The sequence below is a fragment of the Rhodococcus sp. APC 3903 genome (genome assembly GCF_030407755.1).
Classification (GTDB): Bacteria; Actinomycetota; Actinomycetes; order Mycobacteriales; family Mycobacteriaceae; genus Rhodococcus_F; species Rhodococcus_F erythropolis.
Genome location: NZ_JASDCV010000009.1, coordinates 20,927 through 41,850, shown reverse-complemented (window position 1 = coordinate 41,850; position 20,924 = coordinate 20,927). Strand labels below are relative to the sequence as shown.

At 64.0% G+C, this 20,924-nt stretch carries 17 protein-coding genes; all 17 read left to right on the top strand.

Going from position 1 to position 20,924, the window contains the following annotated elements; all coding sequences use genetic code 11:
• Positions 1-60 precede the first annotated feature (60 nt).
• Positions 61-3,465, top strand: a complete 3,405-nt coding sequence (locus tag QMA15_RS14565; RefSeq protein WP_020969323.1) for a pyruvate carboxylase — start codon at positions 61-63, stop codon at positions 3,463-3,465.
• Positions 3,462-4,028 carry a 16S rRNA (guanine(966)-N(2))-methyltransferase RsmD gene (rsmD, locus tag QMA15_RS14560; RefSeq protein ID WP_003942746.1) on the top strand — a complete coding sequence of 189 codons (567 nt, stop codon included), beginning with the start codon at positions 3,462-3,464 and terminating at the stop codon, positions 4,026-4,028. The genes QMA15_RS14565 and rsmD overlap by 4 nt, the downstream gene beginning before the upstream one ends.
• On the top strand, positions 4,025-4,519 hold the full coding sequence (gene coaD / locus QMA15_RS14555) for a pantetheine-phosphate adenylyltransferase (RefSeq protein WP_003942776.1): 495 nt from the start codon (positions 4,025-4,027) through the stop codon (positions 4,517-4,519). The genes rsmD and coaD overlap by 4 nt, the downstream gene beginning before the upstream one ends.
• 131 nt (positions 4,520-4,650) lie before the next feature.
• On the top strand, positions 4,651-5,412 hold the full coding sequence (locus QMA15_RS14550; protein WP_003942696.1) for a DivIVA domain-containing protein: 762 nt from the start codon (positions 4,651-4,653) through the stop codon (positions 5,410-5,412).
• Between the two features lie 189 nt (positions 5,413-5,601).
• Positions 5,602-6,162, top strand: a complete 561-nt coding sequence (locus tag QMA15_RS14545; RefSeq protein WP_007729319.1) for a YceD family protein — start codon at positions 5,602-5,604, stop codon at positions 6,160-6,162.
• Between the two features lie 2 nt (positions 6,163-6,164).
• Positions 6,165-6,347 carry a 50S ribosomal protein L32 gene (gene rpmF / locus QMA15_RS14540; protein WP_007729318.1) on the top strand — a complete coding sequence of 61 codons (183 nt, stop codon included), beginning with the start codon at positions 6,165-6,167 and terminating at the stop codon, positions 6,345-6,347.
• A gap of 19 nt (positions 6,348-6,366) precedes the next feature.
• Positions 6,367-7,140 (top strand): ribonuclease III, encoded by a 774-nt coding sequence (gene rnc / locus QMA15_RS14535; protein WP_019747952.1) that lies wholly within the window; start codon positions 6,367-6,369, stop codon positions 7,138-7,140.
• An 8-nt stretch (positions 7,141-7,148) separates the two neighbouring features.
• Complete coding sequence (gene mutM / locus QMA15_RS14530) at positions 7,149-8,018, top strand: bifunctional DNA-formamidopyrimidine glycosylase/DNA-(apurinic or apyrimidinic site) lyase (RefSeq protein ID WP_019747953.1); 870 nt, start codon at positions 7,149-7,151, stop codon at positions 8,016-8,018.
• 41 nt (positions 8,019-8,059) lie between these two features.
• The gene (locus QMA15_RS14525; protein ID WP_020907278.1) at positions 8,060-8,512 is read left to right on the top strand and encodes an OsmC family protein; all 453 of its coding nucleotides are present in this window, start codon (positions 8,060-8,062) and stop codon (positions 8,510-8,512) included.
• Positions 8,512-9,435, top strand: a complete 924-nt coding sequence (locus tag QMA15_RS14520) for an SMP-30/gluconolactonase/LRE family protein (protein ID WP_047888817.1) — start codon at positions 8,512-8,514, stop codon at positions 9,433-9,435. The genes QMA15_RS14525 and QMA15_RS14520 overlap by 1 nt, the downstream gene beginning before the upstream one ends.
• Before the next feature lie 5 nt (positions 9,436-9,440).
• Complete coding sequence (locus tag QMA15_RS14515) at positions 9,441-9,725, top strand: acylphosphatase (protein ID WP_290285115.1); 285 nt, start codon at positions 9,441-9,443, stop codon at positions 9,723-9,725.
• A gap of 26 nt (positions 9,726-9,751) precedes the next feature.
• The gene (smc, locus tag QMA15_RS14510) at positions 9,752-13,339 is read left to right on the top strand and encodes a chromosome segregation protein SMC (RefSeq protein ID WP_279163811.1); all 3,588 of its coding nucleotides are present in this window, start codon (positions 9,752-9,754) and stop codon (positions 13,337-13,339) included.
• Between the two features lie 42 nt (positions 13,340-13,381).
• Complete coding sequence (gene ftsY / locus QMA15_RS14505; protein ID WP_279163810.1) at positions 13,382-14,830, top strand: signal recognition particle-docking protein FtsY; 1,449 nt, start codon at positions 13,382-13,384, stop codon at positions 14,828-14,830.
• Between the two features lie 247 nt (positions 14,831-15,077).
• Positions 15,078-16,337, top strand: a complete 1,260-nt coding sequence (locus QMA15_RS14500) for an ammonium transporter (RefSeq protein WP_042450902.1) — start codon at positions 15,078-15,080, stop codon at positions 16,335-16,337.
• A 56-nt stretch (positions 16,338-16,393) separates the two neighbouring features.
• Positions 16,394-16,732 (top strand): P-II family nitrogen regulator, encoded by a 339-nt coding sequence (locus QMA15_RS14495; RefSeq protein WP_003942772.1) that lies wholly within the window; start codon positions 16,394-16,396, stop codon positions 16,730-16,732.
• Positions 16,722-19,229, top strand: coding sequence for a [protein-PII] uridylyltransferase (locus QMA15_RS14490; protein WP_069146078.1), 2,508 nt, complete (start codon positions 16,722-16,724; stop codon positions 19,227-19,229). The genes QMA15_RS14495 and QMA15_RS14490 overlap by 11 nt, the downstream gene beginning before the upstream one ends.
• Positions 19,230-19,344: 115 nt before the next feature.
• Entirely contained in the window at positions 19,345-20,922 is a 1,578-nt protein-coding gene (ffh, locus tag QMA15_RS14485; RefSeq protein WP_003942713.1) for a signal recognition particle protein, read from the top strand.
• Positions 20,923-20,924 lie beyond the last annotated feature (2 nt).

Genomic DNA, 20,924 nt, shown 5'->3' with positions numbered 1-20,924 from the left:
CAGTCCGAAATATGAGACTCCGCATGTAGACGCAAGATGAAATCGGGGTAGTTTTCTCGAATGTTCTCCAAAGTGCTCGTCGCGAACCGCGGCGAAATTGCGATCCGTGCCTTCCGCGCCGCCTACGAACTAGGTGCCGGAACCGTCGCGGTGTTCCCGTACGAGGATCGGAACTCGATCCACCGTCTCAAGGCAGACGAGAGCTACCAGATCGGGGAGAAGGGTCACCCCGTTCGGGCGTATCTCTCAGTCGAGGAAATCGTCGCCGCCGCCAAGAGTGCCGGAGCCGACGCCATCTACCCCGGTTACGGCTTCCTTTCCGAGAACCCGGATCTGTCGGCGGCGTGCGCCGAGGCAGGCATCAAGTTCGTCGGCCCGTCCGCCGAGATCCTCGAGTTGACCGGAAACAAGGCTCGGGCCATCGCAGCGGCAAAGGCCGCCGGTCTCCCCGTGCTCGCGTCCTCGGAGCCGTCAGCGGACATCGACGAGTTGCTCGCGGCCGCCGAGGACATGACCTTCCCGATCTTCGTCAAGGCCGTTGCAGGCGGCGGTGGACGCGGAATGCGCCGCGTTGCGGAGCGCTCACAGCTCAAGGAATCGATCGAAGCCGCAGCGCGCGAAGCGGAATCGGCCTTCGGCGATTCGACGGTCTTTCTCGAGCAGGCCGTCATCGACCCCCGGCACATCGAAGTGCAGATCCTCGCCGACGAGCAGGGCAACGTCATCCACCTCTTCGAGCGTGACTGCTCGCTGCAGCGTCGCCACCAGAAGGTGATCGAGCTTGCTCCGGCGCCCAATCTCTCGGAAGAGTTGCGCGCCAAGATCTGTGCCGACGCCGTCGCGTTCGCGAAGGAGATCGGGTACACGTGCGCAGGCACCGTCGAGTTCCTCCTCGACAAGCGCGGCAATCACGTCTTCATCGAGATGAACCCGCGAATTCAGGTGGAGCACACCGTCACCGAAGAAGTGACGGACGTGGACCTGGTCCAGTCGCAGCTCAAGATCGCGTCCGGTTCGACGCTTGAAGAACTTGGTCTGTCACAGGACACGATCAAGCTTCGCGGCGCGGCGCTGCAGTGCCGCATCACGACCGAGGATCCGGCCAACGGATTCCGCCCGGACACCGGCCGCATCACCGCGTACCGCACCCCGGGCGGAGCCGGCATCCGCCTGGACGGCGGCGCGACGCTCGGAGCCGAGGTCGGCGCGTACTTCGACTCGATGCTGGTCAAGCTCACCTGCCGTGGTCGTGACCTCGAAGCCGCTGTCGCGAGGGCTCGCCGCGCGGTCACCGAGTTCCGCATTCGTGGCGTCTCGACCAACATTCCGTTCCTGCAGGCGGTTCTCGACGACCCGGACTTCCGGGCCGGACGCGTGACGACCTCCTTCATCGAGGAACGTCCTCAGCTGCTGACTCTGCGTTCTTCGGCAGACCGCGGCACGAAGATCCTGACCTACCTCGCGGATGTGACGGTCAACAAGCCTCACGGTGAGCGGCCCTCGGCGGTGTACCCGCAGGACAAGCTGCCCAAGATCGATCTCTCGACGCCTCCTCCTGCCGGTAGCCGTCAGCGACTGCTCGAACTTGGACCCGAAGGTTTCGCGAAGGCGTTGCGTGAGCAGAAGGCCGTCGGCGTCACCGACACCACCTTCCGTGACGCGCACCAGTCGTTGTTGGCCACGCGAGTTCGGACCAGCGGACTGCTCGGAGTAGCCGGGCACGTTGCGCGGTTGACGCCGGAACTGCTCTCGATCGAAGCCTGGGGCGGCGCGACCTATGATGTGGGACTTCGCTTCCTGCACGAGGATCCGTGGTACCGGCTCGCCGCACTCCGCGAGGCGATCCCGAACATCTGCCTTCAGATGCTTCTTCGCGGCCGAAACACCGTGGGCTACACGCCGTATCCCGAAAAGGTCACGCGCGCATTCGTTCAGGAAGCCACCGACACCGGTATCGACATCTTCCGAATCTTCGACGCGCTCAACAACGTCGACCAGATGCGGCCCGCCATCGACGCGGTGCGTGAAACCGGAACGGCCCTCGCGGAGGTTGCGCTGAGCTACACCGGTGATCTGTCGGATCCGAACGAAACTCTGTACACGCTCGACTACTACCTGAAGTTGGCCGAAGAGATCGTCGATGCCGGCGCTCACGTGCTCGCGATCAAGGACATGGCAGGCCTGCTGCGCGCTCCGGCAGCTACCAAGCTGGTGACGGCGCTACGCAGCAACTTCGATCTGCCGGTTCACGTTCACACGCACGACACTCCCGGTGGACAGCTGGCCACGTACTTCGCAGCGTGGCAGGCGGGCGCCGACGCAGTCGACGGTGCTTCCGCGGCACTGGCCGGAACCACCAGCCAGCCTGCGCTCTCGGCCATCGTCGCCGCTGCCGCGCACTCCGAGTTCGACACCGGACTGAACCTGCAGAACGTGTGCGACCTCGAGCCGTACTGGGAGGCGCTGCGAAAGGTGTACGCGCCGTTCGAATCCGGACTGCCGGCGCCGACGGGTCGCGTGTACACGCACGAGATTCCGGGCGGCCAGCTCTCCAACCTCCGGACGCAGGCCGTTGCTCTCGGTCTCGGCGACCGGTTCGAAGAGGTCGAAGCCAAGTACGCCGACGCAGACCGCATGCTCGGGCATCTCGTGAAGGTGACGCCGTCGTCGAAGGTCGTCGGCGACCTCGCGCTCCATCTTGTCGGTGCCGGCGTGCCTTCGGAGGAGTTCGCCGCAGATCCGGCGAAGTTCGACATTCCCGACTCCGTGGTGGGCTTCCTGCGCGGTGAACTCGGTACGCCTCCCGGTGGTTGGCCGGAACCGTTCCGCAGCAAGGCACTCGAAGGACGTGGCCAGGCCAAGCCGGAAGCGACGTTGTCCGCTGAGGACGAGGTGCTGCTAGAGGGCTCGTCGAAGGACCGTCAGGCGACGCTGAACCGTCTGCTGTTCCCCGGCCCGACAAAGGAATTCCTCGAACACCGCGAGAAGTACGGTGACACGTCGCGGCTTTCGGCAAACCAGTTCTTCTACGGTTTGCGGCGCGGCGACGAGCACCGGGTCGAGTTGGCTCCCGGCGTGGAACTGATCATCGGTCTCGAGGCGATCTCCGAGCCCGACGAGCGCGGCTACCGCACTGTCATGTGCATCCTGAACGGCCAGCTCCGCCCGGTCTCGATCCGCGATCGCTCGATTGCCAGTGACGTACCGGTGGCGGAGAAGGCCGACAAGAACAACCCGGGCCACGTGGCTGCACCGTTCGCGGGCGTCGTGACGCTCGCGGTCAAGGAAGGCCAGAAGATCGAGGCCGGCGACACCGTGGCCACGATCGAAGCGATGAAGATGGAAGCGGCGATCACCTCGCCGCGCGCCGGCGTCGTCTCGCGGATCGCGATCAGCGCCGTCCAACAGGTCGAGGGCGGAGACCTGCTGGTAGTCGTCTCGACGGGGGAGAGCGCCGCAGAGTGACACGCATCATCTCGGGACTCGCGGGCGGTCGACGCCTGCGAGTCCCGCCGAGCGGCACCCGTCCGACGTCGGATCGGGTTCGTGAGGCGCTGTTCAGTGCTCTCGAAGCGCGCATCGATCTCGAAGGGTGCGCGGTTCTCGACCTCTTTGCGGGTTCGGGTGCTCTCGGCCTCGAGGCGCTCTCTCGGGGAGCCGAGCACGTTGTTCTCGTGGAATCCGATGCCAAGGCTGCTGCCGTCATCAAGGCGAACATCGGCACTGTCGCGTTGCCGGGGGCGACGGTTCGCGCCGCTCCGGTTGCGGCCGTGGTCTCGGGTCCGAGCGCGCGTGAATACGACATCGTGATCGCGGACCCGCCGTATGCGGTAACCGACGAGGCCGTCGTGTCCATGCTCGCTGATCTGCAGGCCAACAAATGGGTGGGGGAGGGCACGATCGTCGTACTCGAACGTTCGTCGCGCTCGCCGGAGACCGTGTGGCCTCAGGGCTACGAGCCGATCAAGGCCAAGAACTACGGTGAAGCCCGCATCGAGCTGGCCACCTGCTACGGTCTGGACTCATGACTGGCGCCGTCTGCCCCGGATCCTTCGACCCTGTGACCAACGGTCACCTCGACGTAATCGGAAGAGTTGCTGCGCAATTCGACGAGGTCGTGGTCACCGTGCTGATCAACAAGAGCAAGCGTGGCATGTTCACGATCGACGAGCGGATCGAGATGCTCGAAGACGCGACGAGCCACCTGCCCAACGTTCGCGTCACGTCGTGGCACGGATTGTTGGTCGACTACGCGAAACAAGAAGGCCTCAGCGCGATCGTCAAGGGTCTGCGCGGCGCGAACGACTTCGATTACGAGCTGCAGATGGCTCAGATGAATCAGAAGCTCACGGGCGTCGACACGCTCTTCGTTGCCACGAACCCGACCTACAGCTACCTGTCGAGTTCTCTGGTGAAGGAAGTTGCGACCTTCGGCGGCGACGTCTCCGACATGCTCCCGGCCAAGGTGCATTCTCGGCTACTCGCGCGTATCGCCGAACGAGCAGCCGAAAACAGCTGATCCCCGACACACCGACCACGACGACACCCCGTTGGCCGTTCTTCCGGCAAACTTGGACAGGAACGGGCACAGGTCCGAGTGGACCGGTGACGATGTGGGCCGATTTCGGCCGGTAGAGATTGGGGTTGCTTGTGTACCGCGTATTCGAGGCACTGGACGAACTGGTCGCAATTGTCGAAGAGGCGCGCGGTGTTCCCATGACCGCAGGGTGTGTTGTGCCTCGCGGTGACGTACTCGAGCTACTCGACGACGTCCGGGACGCAATTCCGAGCGAGCTGGACGACGCTCAGGACGTCCTCGATCATCGCGACAAATTGGTCGGTGACGCGCGAGCAAACGCCGAGAAGACAGTCAGCAGCGCCAATGCCGAGGCAACCTCGACTGTCGAGAACGCACGCGACGACGCCGACCGGATTCTGTCCGATGCCAAGGCTCAGGCCGATCGCATGGTTGCCGAAGCGCGTGCGCACGCCGATCAGTTGGTCGAGGACGCCGAAGCAGAAGCGGAACGGACCGTCACCGACGGCCGTCGTGAGTACGAGGCCGTCACCGGACGGGCGCGTGCCGAGGCCGATCGGATGATCGAGTCCGGCCAGGCCTCGTACGAACATTCGGTGGCGGAGGGAACGGCGGAGCAGGCTCGTCTGGTGTCGCAGACCGAGGTTGTCCAGTCAGCTCACGCGGAATCCGCGCGAGTGATCGACGCCGCTCATGCCGAGTCCGACAGGATGCGTTCGGAGTGTGACCTGTACGTGGACACCAAGTTGGCCGAGTTCGAAGAGTTCCTCACCGGAACGGTTCGATCGGTCGGGCGTGGTCGTCAACAGCTTCGAACAGGTTCGGGAGTCCCCGACTACCAGGACGACGATCGTCGTTCGGAGCGTCGTCGCTAGAGCGAACGAGACAGTCGAGGGTGGGTCGTCCGATATGGGGCGGCCCACTTTTTCGTGGACGGAATTGGGATTTGCGTTGTAGCTGCCGTATTGTGGAGTGGTTGCCCATACCAGTTTCAACAGTTAGGTGAGTTCTCTTTGTCAACGCATCGTCGTAGTTCGTCGCATCAGTCAAGTGATGCGGGATTTTTGCTGGACACGGTCAAGCTCGGTCGTCGTCCAGGGTCGATGCGTACCGTCGAGAGAACAATTCAGTCCCCGAACCGTATCGGTCTCGATCTGATCGCGATCGAAGCGGGCGCGGACATAGATCTCGATCTTCGTCTCGAAGCAGTGTCCGAAGGCGTTCTCGTCACCGGAAACGTGCACGCACCCACCAAGGGTGAATGCTCGCGGTGCCTTGAACCTTTCACTGACACCGTGGACATCTATCTCACGGAGTTGTTCGCTTACCCGGACAGCACCACCGAGGAGACGACGGAAGAGGGAGAGGTCTACGCGGTCGAAGACGACGAAATCGACCTCGAACCGGTCATCGTCGATGCAGTCGGTCTGGCGCTTCCGCTCCAGCCTCTGTGCAGTGACGATTGCCTGGGATTGTGCTCAGAATGTGGCATTCGCCTGGCGATTGCGGAATCTGGGCATGGGCATGACATACTTGATCCTCGCTGGGCTGGTCTCGCGGCCAAATTTGGCGTGGAATCAAACACCAGCGAAAATCTTGTGATCACCGAAGCCGAGGAGAAGTAGAAGTGGCTGTCCCCAAGCGCAAAATGTCGCGATCCAACACGCGGTCGCGTCGTAGCCAGTGGAAGACCACTGTGCCCACCCTCGTTACCTGCCCCAACCGTGGCTGTGGCGAGCAGACCCTTCCCCACATCGCATGCCCGTCATGCGGTACTTACAAGGGCCGCCAGGTAACCGCTGCTGTCTAGTTCTCCCCGGAGAAAGACTATGACGAGCGAAAATACAGTTTCAGCCGCCGGCGGCGAGGGCAATCACGACAAGCTCCTCGCCGCTGTCGGCGTAGATATAGAGCCCGGTCTTCTGACCCTGGCTCTAACGCACCGCTCGTACGCGTACGAGAACGGCGGACTGCCCACGAACGAGCGCCTCGAATTTCTCGGGGATTCCGTTCTCGGCGTCACGGTGACCGAAAATCTTTATCTGTCCCACCCGGACAAATCCGAAGGTGATCTGGCGAAGATTCGTGCCAGCGTGGTCAACATGCATGCACTCGCCGAGGTTGCCAGGACTCTGGGTGAAGGTGGACTCGGAGCGCACCTGCTGCTGGGTAAGGGTGAGGAAATGACGGGCGGCCGTGACAAGCCGTCCATCCTCGCCGACGGTATGGAGTCGATTCTCGGCGCCATTCACCTGCAGCACGGCATCGATACTGCGCGACGTGTTGTTCTCGATCTGTTCGACGATCTACTCACTCGCGCACCGCTTCTCGGCGCGGGTCTGGATTGGAAGACGAGTCTGCAGGAACTGACCGCAGAACACGGTGCCGGAGTTCCCGTCTACGAGATCACCGCTACCGGACCCGATCACGACAAGGAATTCACGGCCACAGTTCTCATCAGTGGCAAGCCCTTGGGCGTCGGTGTCGGTCGTTCCAAGAAGGAAGCCGAGCAGAAGGCAGCAAGTTCGGCATGGAAGACGATGTCGGAGAATGCCGCTGCTAGCGCAGTCGCTGCTGACAACCCGTCTGATCTCGCCGGCTGAGTTCACTCTTGCCTGAGCTTCCCGAAGTCGAAGTCGTTCGCCGCGGCCTACAGTCTCATGCTGTAGGTGCGGCGATCGAGGCCGTCGAGGTCCTCCATCCCCGCGCGATCAGGCGCCACATTCTCGGTTCCGAGGACTTGATCGGCCAACTCACCGGGCAGACCATCGCTTCGGCAGAGCGTCGCGGCAAGTATCTGTGGCTGGTTCTCGAGCCTGCCGGTGTCGGACTGGTGGTTCATCTCGGGATGAGCGGACAGATGTTGGTCCAACCCCCGACAGTCGACTGGGAAAAGCACCTACGCATTCGGTTGGCCCTCGATTCCGGGGCTGATCTTCGATTCGTCGACCAGCGGACCTTCGGTGGCTGGTCGATTTCACCCCTCGTCGAGGTCGACGGAACGATGCTGCCCGAGTCGGTGGCGCACATCGCTCGCGATCCCATGGATGCTGCGTTCGATCTCGAATCCGTCGTGAAAGTCCTGCGGGGCAAGCACACCGAGATCAAGCGGGCGATTCTCGACCAGACAGTGGTCTCCGGAATCGGAAACATCTACGCCGACGAATCATTGTGGCGTGCAAAGATTCACGGCAACCGAATCGCCGAATCGCTCACCAGGCCCAAACTTCGAGAACTGTTGACCGCGGCGCACTCGGTGATGGGCGAGGCGCTCGATCAGGGCGGTACGTCCTTCGACGCGCTGTACGTGAACGTCAACGGGGAATCGGGCTACTTCGACCGGTCGCTGTCGGCGTACGGGCAGGAGAATCTTCCGTGCCCGCGATGCGGCGCGCCGATCAAGCGTGAGAAGTTCATGAATCGATCGTCGTTCAGTTGCCCGCGGTGTCAGCCGACCCCGAGGGCACGGCGAATCGCCTAGGTCTCCGCCCCTTCGGTTCGGCGGAGTGGCAAGATTGCGTCATGGCTGAACAGACTCCAGACAACACTGCAACCGCCCCAGCTCACACGGAGCTTTGGGTGGAACGCACAGGAACCCGCCTCTACACCGGCAAGAGTTCGCGCGGCGCAGAGGTTCTCATCGGCTCCGAATCGGTGCCAGGAGTCTTCACGCCCGGCGAACTCCTCAAAATTGCACTGGCTGCATGCACCGGGATGAGCTCAGACTTCCCGATCTCTCGCCGCCTCGGTGACAACTACGACGCGACGGTCCGAGTGTCCGGTGCCGCCGATCGTGAAAACGAGGTCTACCCGCAGCTCGACGAGGTTCTCGAACTCGACCTCAGTGAGTTGGATGCCGAAGCGCAGCAGCGCCTCATCACTCTCGTCGAGCGTTCCGTCGACAAGGTGTGCACGGTCGGGCGCACTCTCAAGGCCGGAACCAAGGTCACGCTGTCGTTCGACACGGAAGCCTGATGTCCCGCGCCGGCAGTGTTGTCGCTGCGATCGCACTGGGTTCCGTTGTGGCGGTGAGTGCTCCGGCACAGGCCTCGGTCCCGGCCGACGGCTCGGACGGTGGTTGCGGCAAATGGACGTCGAGCGTCGTGACGACTGGTGCCGGAATGCTCGAGAATCTCGAATTCGACGGCAGCGGATCGATGGTGTTGTCGCAGTCGGCTCTGATCGGGCCGGGTGCACTGCTGAAAGTGGCGCCGGACGGAACACGGACAACTTTGGTCGGTGACGTCACCGGACCTGGCGGGCTGGTCGCGCGTGACGGTTCCGTGTACTTCACCACGGGCAACTCGACTGTCTCGGGTCTGTTCGGAATCGCCGACGGCAGCCTTCGTAAGGTCGACGTCGCAGACGGATCGGTGACAACGATTGCCGACGGTCTGGTGATGCCGAACGGGCTTGTGCCGCTGGACGGTAACCGTTTCCTCACAGCTCGCACCCTGACCCGGCCGGGGCTCACGGTCATCGACAGTGACGGAACCAGTTCGATCGTTCGTGAGGATCTCGGCACCGTCGACGGCCTCGCACGCTCCGGTTCGACGATCTACGTAACGACCACTTTCGACATGGTGACCGCGGTCCACGTCCTCGACGCACACGATCTGGGCGGGCCGGTGCGAACGATCACGCTCCCCGGGTTCGGTCCGGCAAACATGGCGGACGATCTGACCGTCGGACCGGACGGCGCGTTGTACGTCGCATTCAATGCCGGCGGCAAAGTTGTTCGCGTCGATCCGGATTCGGGATCTTCGTGTGAGATCGCCTCGGGTCTGCCGTTCACATCCGCGGTGAAGTTCGGTGCCGGCCCGGGCTGGGACCCCAACTCGCTCTACACCACCGGTTTCCTCGGCGACGTCCACCGTCTCGAACGTGTGGCGGGCTGAACGTCATGACTGAGACACCGCCTGTGCGGTTGACGGCGTGGGTTCACGGATATGTTCAGGGCGTCGGGTTCCGGTGGTGGACCAGGGCCCGCGCCCTCGAACTCGGGTTGATCGGATATGCGTCGAATCAGCGTGACGGTCGAGTGCTCGTCGTGGCGGAAGGCGAACGCACGCAGCTCGAGAGATTGTTGGAGTTGCTTCGCTCGGGAACATCACCGGGCACGGTGGATCTCGTGGTCGACAGCTGGGACCCCGCCAGGGGCGACCTGACAGGGTTCGTCGAACGCTGACCGGTTTGGCGGTAAAGTTTCCCCCCATGCACCTCAAGAGTCTGACACTCAAGGGATTCAAATCCTTTGCGTCGGCAACGACTCTTCGGTTCGAGCCGGGGATCACCTGTGTCGTCGGGCCGAACGGCTCGGGTAAATCCAACGTCGTCGATGCGTTGACCTGGGTGATGGGCGAGCAGGGCGCCAAGGCTCTGCGCGGCGGCAAGATGGAAGACGTCATCTTTGCCGGCACCTCCGGCCGCGCGCCGCTGGGCCGCGCCGAGGTGACCTTGACCATCGACAACGCCGACGGCGCGCTCCCGATCGAGTACTCCGAGGTGTCGATCACGCGCCGGATGTTCCGCGACGGCGCGGGGGAGTACGAGATCAACGGCTCGTCCTGCCGTCTGATGGACGTCCAGGAACTGCTCAGCGACTCCGGTATCGGCCGCGAAATGCATGTCATCGTCGGGCAGGGACGGCTCGCCGCGATCCTCGAATCCCGCCCCGAGGATCGACGCGCCTTCATCGAAGAAGCCGCGGGAGTCCTCAAACATCGCCGCCGCAAGGAAAAAGCGGTACGCAAGCTCGATTCCATGCAGGCCAATCTCGCTCGACTCAGTGACCTCACCGCGGAACTGCGTCGGCAACTCAAACCGCTGGGACGCCAGGCCGAGGTTGCTCGGCGAGCACAGACGGTCCAGGCTGACCTGCGTGATGCCAAGATGCGGCTGGCCGCTGACGACCTGGTGACCCGTCGAACCCAACTGAACGACCAGGCGCAGGACGAGAAAGCGGCCCGCGAACAGCACAACGAGGTGGCGTCCGCGCTCGACGAGGCCAACCTCGAACTCGGGCGCCAGGAGCAAGCTCTCGCTCGTCTGACTCCGGGATCGGAAGCGGCAGCGCAGAGTTGGTTCCAGCTCTCCGCGCTTGCCGAACGAGTCAACGCCACCGTGCGCATCGCCCGCGAGCGTGCACGACATCTCGACTCCGAACCCGTCGGCAACCGCGGCCAGGACCCGGACGAGATGGAAGCGCGCGCCGAACGTCTTGCGGCCGAGGAGGCCGAACTCCTCGAAGGCGTCGAAATCGCGCGAGCGGCGTCGGAAGCTGCTCGGGACCAGCTGGCAGCCACCGAAGATGCTGCAGCAGAAGCGGAACGGGCGCACATGGCGGAAGTTCGTGCCGTCGCCGACCGCCGTGAAGGACTTGCTCGACTCTCCGGTCAGGTAGACACTCTGCGTACCCGCGTCGAATCCGTCGACGCGGAAGTTTCGCGACTGACCGAGGCCATCGACGAGGCTCGTCTGCGTGGGGATGCCGCACAAGCCGAGTTCGACACGGTGCAGGAAAGCATCGGGGACCTCGACGCCGGTGAAGTAGGCCTCGACACCAATCATGAACGCGCCGTCGAAGCTCTCGAGATGATCGACGCACGTGTCGAAGAACTTCGTGAGGAAGAAAAGACGAGCGGGCAACGCATAGCTTCGCTCCGTGCGCGCGTCGAGGCACTGTCGATGGGCTTGCAGCGCAAGGACGGTGGCGGCTGGCTGCTCGAACATCGGCGCGACGACGGCATCACCTCGCTGGTCGGATTGATTCACGTCGAACCCGGCTACGAAGCTGCCATCGCTGCCGCGATGGGGCCGGCGGCGGACGCCGTCGTGGCGCAGTCGCTGGACTCGGCTCGCTCCGCTGTTGCAGCGCTGGCAGATCAGGACGGTGGGCGTGCGTCGCTGATCGTGAGCGGTGAACCGGTGATCAAACGCGAGGCCGAGATCGCACCGGGCAGTCGTCCTGCCGTCGACGTCATCGACTGCCCTGACGAGTTGCGTGCGGGGTTGACCGCAATACTCGATGGCGTTGTCCTGGTCGAGACCCTCGAGGACGCGATTCGAGTTGTTGCTGATCACAAGGGAATTCGTGCAGTGACGCGTTCCGGCGATCTGCACGGTTCGGGGTGGATGATCGGTGGCTCGGATCGGCAACCCAGCACGCTGGAGGTACAGGCGGCGATCGACGCGTCAGCAGCGGAACTGGCGGCAACGGAGAGCCGATCCGAGGAACTCGATGCGGCGCTGTCCGGCGCTCTGGCCGAACAGGCCGCTCGACGCGAGACCGCGGAGCAGACTTTGGCCGCGCTCAACGAGTCGGACGCTGCCATGTCCGCGATCTACGAGCAGTTGGGCAGATTGGGGCAGGCAGCACGAGTCGCCCATGCGGAATCCGAGCGGTTGACTGCCCAGCGAGTGCGTGCCGAGGAGGGCCGCGGTGAGTCGCTGACAAAGCTGGCGGACCTGGAAGAACGTCTGCGCGTCGCCGAAACCGACGGCACTGCACCGGGACACGGTGCGGAATCGACCGCTGCCGATCGCGAAATGGCCGCAGCAGCGCTGGCCGAAGTGCGCATAGTCGAAATGGATGCTCGCCTTGCCGTGCGCACCGCCGAAGAACGTGCGGAATCCGTACGCGGAAAGGCTGATTCGCTTCGCCGCGCCGCTGCTGCCGAACGAGAGGCACGAATTCGCGCCGAGCGGGCTCTGCGCGCCAGAGCGCACGCTGCGGAGGTTGCAGCTGCCGTCGCCGAGTCGGGGCAGCGCGTGGCGGCCGAACTCGAGGCCGTCGTCGCTGGAGCTCTTGCTCATCGCGACGAGTTGGCTCGGGCCCGCTCCGAGTGCACGGCCAAGCTGGATCAGGTCCGCGAGATCGTCCGGGCACTGACCGGACAGCTCGCTTCGCTCACCGACGCCGTCCATCGCGACGAGGTTGCGAAGGCTCAGGCAGCGCTGCGCATCGAACAACTCGAGGAGTCGATCCTCGATCAGTACGGTATCGGCCTCGATGATCTGATCGCCGAGTACGGACCCGACGTCGAACTGCCGCCGACCGCTCTCGAAATCGAGGAGTACGAGCAGGCCAAGGAGCGTGGGGAGCAGGTAACCGCCCCCGCTCCGCTTCCGTACGATCGTGCGACTCAGGAACGGCGCGCGAAGCGTGCGGAGAAAGACCTCGCCACCCTCGGCAAGGTCAATCCGCTGGCGCTCGAGGAATTCGCAGCTCTCGAGGAGCGGTACACCTTCCTCTCCACTCAGCTCGAAGACGTCAAGACCGCACGCAAGGACCTTCTTGCTGTGGTCGCAGACGTGGACGCGCGAATTCTGCAGGTGTTCACCGAGGCCTATGCCGACGTCGAGCGTGAGTTCGTGGGCGTGTTCGAGAAATTGTTCCCCGGGGGAGAAGGACGACTGGTTCTCACCGATCCGTCGGACATGCTGACCACAGGCATCGAAGTCGAGGCGCGTCCGCCCGGTAAGAAGGTCAAGCGGTTGTCGTTGCTGTCGGGCGGCGAGAAGTCCTTGACCGCGGTGGCCATGCTGGTCGCGATCTTCCGGGCACGCCCGTCCCCGTTCTACGTGATGGACGAGGTCGAGGCGGCGTTGGACGACACCAACCTGCGGCGGCTGATCGGACTCTTCGAACAATTGCGGGAGAAGTCGCAGTTGATCGTGATCACTCACCAGAAACCGACGATGGAAATCGCCGACGCGTTGTACGGAGTCAGCATGCGCGGCGACGGCATCACCACCGTGATTTCGCAGCGACTTCGCGGTCAAGACATGGCCTCGACGTAAGCCCTGCTCACTTTCCGGGTCGGAGCCTGAAACAATGGGCCGGTGACTACCCAGGCTTGGATCATCATCGCGGCTGTAGCGGCCGTACTACTCGTCGTTCTCGTTGCCGGATTCCTGCGCTACCGCAAGGGGCAGGTGTCGCTGAAGGCGCCCGAGACGAAGCCGGAGCTCGGCACCCCCGAGAAGGACAAGTCAGGCGGCTACAAGGCCGGCGGCGGGTTCAACTTCAGTCAAGGCTCGACGGCAACGGCGCCACCTCCGGTGGTTCCGACGCCGCCGGTCGCGGAGAAGCCGCCTGTCGTCGAAAAACCGATCATCGAAGAACCTGTTGCGGAGAAGCCGGCCGTCGTCGAGGAGCCGGTTGTCGAAGAACCCGCTGTTGTCGAGGAACCGGTTGTCGAAGAGCCGGTAATCGAAAAGCCGGTCGTAGAAGAACCACCAGTAGCAGAACCTGTTGTCGAAGAACCTGTCGTTCCCGAACCTGTTGTCGTTCCCGAACCTGCAGTCGTACCCGAGCCCGTCGTAGTTCCCGAGTCCGTCGAGCCTGCACCGCTCGTGTTGGACGAGATCGACCCGACCGAGGGTCGGCTGGACCGACTGCGCGGGCGCCTCTCCCGCTCGCAGTCAGCGGTCGGCAAGAGCTTGCTCGGTCTGCTCGGTGGCGGCGATCTGGACGAGGACTCGTGGGAAGAAGTCGAGGACACCCTTCTCATCGCAGACCTCGGCTCCGCGACCACGGAAAAGGTTGTCACGAAGCTTCGTGAGCAGATGGCGGCCCGCAGCGTCCGGACCGAGGCTGCCGCCCGCGCGCTCTTGCGTGAGGTGTTGATCGCCGAGCTGCGTCCCGAACTGGACCGCTCCATCCGCGCGTTGCCGCACGATGATCACCCGGCTGTTCTGCTCGTCGTCGGCGTCAACGGAACCGGCAAGACCACCACCACCGGCAAGCTGGCTCGCGTGCTCGTCGCCGACGGTCGTCGCGTCGTGCTCGGTGCCGCGGACACGTTCCGCGCGGCCGCTGCTGATCAGCTCCAGACGTGGGCCGAGCGTGTCGGCGCTGAAGTTGTTCGTGGCAAGGAGGGTGGCGATCCCGCTGCGATTGCCTTCGACGCGGTCTCACGGGGCATCGCGGACGGCGTCGACGTGGTCCTCATCGACACCGCCGGCCGTTTGCACACCAAGACCGGTCTGATGGACGAGCTCGGCAAGGTCAAGCGGGTCATCGAGAAGAAGGCGTCGGTCGACGACGTTCTGCTGGTTCTCGATGCGACGGTCGGCCAGAACGGACTGGCACAGGCTCGAGTGTTCGCGGAGGTCGTGGACATCACCGGCGTCGTACTGACCAAGCTGGACGGAACCGCCAAGGGCGGAATCGTCTTCCAGGTTCAGCATGAACTGGGTGTGCCGGTGAAGTTGGTCGGTCTCGGTGAAGGTGCCGACGACCTGGCGCCCTTCGAGCCGGGTGCATTCGTCGACGCCCTCCTGGGCTGACGCCCCCGTGCGCCTTTTTGGTAGCGCGAACTACCGAAAAGGCGCACAGGGTCGGTAGAACCCCCTGGCGAAACCTGTTTGCAACAAAGTTGGGCAATTGGTTCACGTCTGCGAAACGCGACAGCGCCATGGACGAAACACCAGCCCAGCACTCTTCTCCTTAACGACGTGCTGCCCGGCACGTGCGACTAGGAGGTAGTAAGTGAGTACCGACGATTTGTTGGCGAACTCCGGTAACGCCGCATGGATGCTGATGGCTGCATCTCTGGTCTTGCTGATGACACCCGGCCTCGCTTTCTTCTACGGCGGGATGTCTCGGTCCAAGTCCGTCCTGAACATGATGATGATGTCCTTCGGGGCCATGGCCGTCATCGGCGTCATCTACGTTCTGTGGGGATGGTCGATGTCCTACGGCACCGAGAACATCGGGGGCATTTTTGCCAACCCGTTCGAGTTCTTCGGCCTCAAGAACAGCATCACCGATGCTGACGGCAACTTCATCGCCGGCGCGTGGGGCTACCCCAACGTCATCGACATCGCGTTCCAGGTGACATTCGCGATCATCACCACCGCCCTTATCAGTGGTGCCCTGGCCGAGCGGGTCAAGTTCGGCACCTGGCTCCTGTTCTCGGGTATCTGGGTCACCGTCGTCTACTTCCCCCTCGCACACATGGTCTGGGGCGGCGGACTCCTCTCGGGCTCCGAGGACGGCATCGCGGCAAAGCTCTTCGGCACCACGGTCAACGACGACGGAGTCACCGTCGCCAACGTCGCTCCGATCGACTTCGCCGGTGGCACAGTTGTTCACATCAACGCGGGTATGGCCGGTCTGGTCCTCGCCCTCATCGTCGGCAAGCGTCTCGGCTTCGGCAAGACCGCCTTCCGTCCGCACAACCTGCCCTTCGTGATGCTCGGCGCAGCACTTCTCTGGTTCGGTTGGTTCGGCTTCAACGCCGGCTCGGCATTCGCCGCCGACGGTAACGCCGGTCTCGCCTGGGTCAACACGACCACCGCGACGTGTGCCGCAGTCCTGGCCTGGCTCGCCACCGAGCGTATTCGTGACGGTCACGCCACCAGCCTCGGCGCAGCTTCCGGTGCGGTCGCCGGTCTGGTCGCCATCACCCCTGCTGCCGGTGCGCTCAACCCGGTCGGTTCCATCTTCCTCGGCGCCGTAGCCGGCATCCTGTCCGCTCTCGCAGTCGGCCTGAAGTTCCGCTTCGGCTTCGACGACTCGCTCGACGTCGTCGGCGTGCACCTTGTCTCCGGCCTGTGGGGCACGATCGGTATCGGATTCTTCGGCACCGCAACCGGCCTCTTCTACGGCGGCGACTACAAGCAACTGGTGGTTCAGATCGTGATCGCACTCGCAGCACTCGTCTTCACCGGCGTTCTGACGACGATCATCGGCTTCGCACTCAAGCCCCTGGGCTGGCGAATCTCGGCCGAGGACGAGGCACGCGGCATCGATGAGACTGAACACGCAGAGACCGCATACGACCTCGCGTGATCAGCACGTGATTAAAGTGAATTCAGGCACTTCAGAGTTTGGAAAGGGATGAGCACATGAAGCTGATCACAGCAATCGTCAAGCCGTTCACGCTCGAGGACGTCAAGACCGGACTCGAGCAGGCCGGAGTGCTGGGTATGACAGTCAGCGAAGTTCAGGGCTACGGCCGACAGAAGGGCCACACCGAGGTGTACCGAGGCGCGGAGTACTCCGTGGACTTCGTACCCAAGGTCCGGGTCGAGGTCGTCGTCGACGACGCGGCCGTGGACAAGGTGGTCGAGGTGATCGTCGAGGCCGCTCGAACCGGCAAGATCGGTGACGGCAAGGTGTGGGTCTCGCCAGTCGAGTCGGTCATCCGGGTTCGCACCGGGGAACGCGGTGGCGATGCACTCTGACCCGAAAGGGTCCGAGAACTTCGGCCCTGGTTCCGTCGCGAAAGCGACGGGGCCAGGGCCGGTCTCGTCAGGGGGATCCGACGAAGCTGCGGACCTGGCCCGCGCACGCAAGGCCCTACTCACCGGAGGCGTCAAGAACAGGAGGCTCGACGCCCCCTCACTGCGACATGCACTGGTCGATCTGCACGAATTCTGGTTGACCACCAAGGGGACCGAACTGGGCATCAAACCGGATTGTGGGTTTGCCATCGTCGCCGTGGGTGGTCTGGGCCGACGCGAACTGTTGCCGTATTCCGATCTCGATCTGATTCTGCTGCACGACGACATGGACCCGGCAGTCGTGGCCCAGGTTGCGGACAGCCTGTGGTACCCGCTGTGGGACGCGCACATCAAACTCGACCACAGCGTGCGGACGCTTCCGCAGGCGCTTCAGGTTGCGGCCACCGACATGACGGCGGCACTCGGAATGCTCGAAGCACGCCACATTGCCGGCGACGTGGAGCTGAGCAACCTGTTGATCAGTGGTGTCCGTCGACAGTGGCGCATGGACATCCGCAGCCGATTCGACGAATTGATCACCCAGACCCGTACGAGGTGGGAGCGCAGCGGCGAGATCGCCCATCGCGCCGAACCGGATCTCAAGAGCGGCCGTGGCGGGCTGCGTGACGTCCAACTGCTCAACGCCCTGTCCATCGCGCAATTGACCGACGGGATGCCAGGGCTGGGGCCCAACTCGCCCGGCGGCGGTCTGGCACTTGCGCACAGGCGGTTGCTCGACGTGCGCACCGAACTTCACCGCGTTGCCGGTCGCGCCCGCGATCAACTGCGAGCGCAGGACGCCGACGAAATCGGTGCGGCGCTGCGGATCGGTGATCGATTCGATCTGGCCCGCCTTCTCAGCGAATCGGCGCGCACCATCAGCTATTCGGTGGACGTCGGTATCCGTACCGCCGGAAACTCCTTGCCCCGGCGTGGTTTGTCGCGGCTGCGTCGCGCGCCGGTGCGGCGACCACTGGACGAGGGCGTCGTCGAGCATGCCGGCGAAGTTGTCCTGGCGCGCGATGCGAGGCCGAAGAAGGATCCCGGTCTGGTGATGCGGGTCGCGGCAGCGGCGGCCACCAACGGCATGCCGATCTCCGCGTCGACGCTCAATCGCCTGGCCGACAACGCCCCGGAACTGCGTGAGCCGTGGCCGAAAAATGCGGTCAACGATCTCTTGGTCGTGCTCGGTTCGGGATCGCGTGCCGTTCCGGTGATCGAGGCGATGGACAGGACCGGGCTCTGGGGTCGACTCCTGCCGGAGTGGGGGACCATTCGCGATCTTCCGCCGCGCGACGCCGTCCATACGTGGACGGTGGATCGCCACCTGGTCGAAACCGCCGCGTATGCAAGCGGATTCACCACTCGCGTCGCTAGGCCGGATCTGCTCATGCTCGGTGCGTTGATCCACGACATCGGGAAGGGGCGAGGGGGAGACCACAGCGTCGTCGGTGCCGAATTGGCCACCGCGATCGGAAATCGCTTGGGGCTCTGGCCTTCCGACGTCGCGACGTTGACGGCGATGGTGCGCTATCACTTGCTGCTGCCGGAAACCGCGACCCGTCGCGACCTCGACGATCCGGCAACGGTTCAGCGAGTGGTCGACGCACTCGAAGGGGACGGGACGCTTCTCGATCTCCTGCATTCGTTGGCGGAGGCGGATTCGCTGGCCACCGGGCCTGGCGTCTGGGGCGACTGGAAGTCGTCTCTGATCGGTGAGCTCGTGCGTCGTTGCCGTTTGTTGATGGCGGGGGAGGAACTCCCACAACCCGATCCACTCGCTCCCGAGCAGTTGGCCATTGCCGAGGATGGCGGGGTTCACGTCTCGCTCGTACCGGCCGAGAATCCGCACACCTACGTCGTGACCGTCATCGCGCCCGACGCGCCCGGGTTGCTGTCTCGGGCTGCCGGAGTTCTGGCGCTGCAGTCGTTGCGGGTGCATTCCGCTTCGCTGGGGTCGCATGCGGGTTCGGCGGTCAATTCGTTTGTCGTCACACCGAGGTTCGGCACACCGCCGCAGGCGGTGCTGCTCAGGCAGGAATTGATCCGCGCTTCGGCCGGTGAACTGAATCTGCTCGAACTTCTCGACGCCAAGGACGAGGAGGCACGGGCAGAGCAGTGGGACGACCCGATCCAGACAAACAAGGATTCGGCGGTTCCGGTGCTCTATTCGCAGGCGCCGCCGCGGGTCATCTGGTTCGACGCGCCCGGTGACGGTCACGCGATCCTCGAATTGCGTACCGAAGACCGCGTCGGCCTGCTTTGCCGACTGGCCGCAGCACTCGAACACAGTGGTGCCGACATCCGGTGGGCGAAGGTCGCCACGTTGGGTTCCTCGGTGGTCGACGCGTTCTGCCTCGACTTCGGTGAGGCCGATACCCGCGCGGCGCGAGAGCGCGTCGAGGAGGCGGTGCTGGCGGTGGTTCCGGTGCCACAACCGAAGAAGAAAGAGGATTGACGGACCGGTTTCGGCAGTTACGCCCGCATCGGCTGGGATCGGTGCGGGCGTAGCGGCTAGGCTGGTGCCCGAGAATATCCACGGCTAACTCGCACGACCTTCAGGAGCGCACTCGGTGTTCGAATCCCTTTCCGACAGATTGACCGGATCTCTCAAGGATCTGCGTGGCAAGGGTCGTCTGTCCGGCGCCGACATCGACGCTACGGCCCGCGAGATCCGCCTTGCCCTGCTCGAGGCCGACGTCGCGCTTCCCGTAGTGCGCAGCTTCATCGCCAAGATCAAGGAACGCGCCAAGGGCGCCGAGGTCTCGGGTGCACTGAACCCGGCTCAGCAGGTCGTCAAGATCGTCAACGAAGAGCTGGTCGAGGTTCTCGGCGGCGAAACTCGTCGACTCCAGTTCGCCAAGACTCCGCCGACGGTCATCATGTTGGCCGGTCTGCAGGGTTCCGGTAAGACCACGCTGGCCGGAAAGTTGGCCAAGTGGCTCAAGGACCAGGGGCACACGCCCCTCCTCGTTGCCTGCGACCTTCAGCGTCCCGGCGCCGTCACTCAGCTTCAGATCGTCGGTGAGCGTGCGGGCGCGGCAGTCTTCGCGCCGCACCCCGGTACCTCCATCGGCGGTGGCGAGAACGCCCTCGGCGTTTCCGCAGCCGACCCCGTCGAGGTCGCCCGCGCCGGCGTCGAGGAAGCCCGCAACAAGCACTACGACGTCGTGATCGTCGACACCGCCGGTCGCCTCGGTATCGACTCGGAGCTGATGGCTCAGGCCGCCGGTATCCGTGACGCCGTCAACCCGGACGAGACCATCTTCGTCCTCGACGCCATGATCGGTCAGGACGCGGTCAGTACCGCCGACGCGTTCCGTGAGGGAGTCGGCATCACCGGTGTCGTCCTCACCAAGCTCGACGGCGACGCCCGCGGTGGCGCCGCACTGAGCGTCCGCGAGGTCACCGGCCAGCCGATCCTTTTCGCGTCCACCGGCGAGAAGCTCGAAGACTTCGACGTCTTCCACCCCGATCGCATGGCCAGCCGGATCCTCGGTATGGGCGATGTCCTGAGCCTCATCGAGCAGGCCGAGCAGGTTTTCGACGCCGATCAGGCCGAAGCGACCGCAGCGAAGATCGGTTCCGGTCAGCTCACACTCGAAGACTTCCTCGATCAGATGATGGCCGTCCGCAAGATGGGCCCGATCGGCAACCTCCTCGGCATGCTGCCGGGTGCCGGCGGCATGAAGGACGCGCTGGCCAACGTCGACGAGAAGCAACTCGATCGCATTCAGGCCATCATCCGCGGTATGACGCCGGCCGAGCGCGACGATCCGAAGATCATCAACGCCTCACGCCGACTGCGCATCGCGAACGGTTCGGGCGTCAAGGTTTCCGACGTCAACCAGTTGGTGGATCGCTTCTTCGAAGCCCGCAAGATGATGGCTGCCATGGCCGGCCGTATGGGCATGCCCGGCGCACGTAAGCAGGTTCGCAGCAAGAAGGGCAAGAAGGGCAAGAAGGGCGGCAAGGGCCCGACGCAGCCCAAGATGCGCGGAGGATTCCCCGGTATGGGCGGATTCCCGGGTATGCCTGGCGGAATGCCGGCCGGTATGCCCGACCTGTCGAACATGCCCAAGGGTCTCGATCAGTTGCCGCCCGGACTGGAAGGCATCGATCTTTCCCAGCTCAAGCTGCCCAAGAAGTAGTC

Coding starts and splice junctions, on each gene's coding strand:
- QMA15_RS14565 (WP_020969323.1), top strand. CDS start 61: ATGTTCTCCAAAGTGCTCGTCGCGAACCGCGGCGAAATTGCGATCCGT.
- coaD (WP_003942776.1), top strand. CDS start 4,025: ATGACTGGCGCCGTCTGCCCCGGATCCTTCGACCCTGTGACCAACGGT.
- rnc (WP_019747952.1), top strand. CDS start 6,367: ATGACGAGCGAAAATACAGTTTCAGCCGCCGGCGGCGAGGGCAATCAC.
- QMA15_RS14525 (WP_020907278.1), top strand. CDS start 8,060: ATGGCTGAACAGACTCCAGACAACACTGCAACCGCCCCAGCTCACACG.
- QMA15_RS14520 (WP_047888817.1), top strand. CDS start 8,512: ATGTCCCGCGCCGGCAGTGTTGTCGCTGCGATCGCACTGGGTTCCGTT.
- QMA15_RS14515 (WP_290285115.1), top strand. CDS start 9,441: ATGACTGAGACACCGCCTGTGCGGTTGACGGCGTGGGTTCACGGATAT.
- smc (WP_279163811.1), top strand. CDS start 9,752: ATGCACCTCAAGAGTCTGACACTCAAGGGATTCAAATCCTTTGCGTCG.
- QMA15_RS14500 (WP_042450902.1), top strand. CDS start 15,078: ATGCTGATGGCTGCATCTCTGGTCTTGCTGATGACACCCGGCCTCGCT.
- QMA15_RS14495 (WP_003942772.1), top strand. CDS start 16,394: ATGAAGCTGATCACAGCAATCGTCAAGCCGTTCACGCTCGAGGACGTC.
- QMA15_RS14490 (WP_069146078.1), top strand. CDS start 16,722: ATGCACTCTGACCCGAAAGGGTCCGAGAACTTCGGCCCTGGTTCCGTC.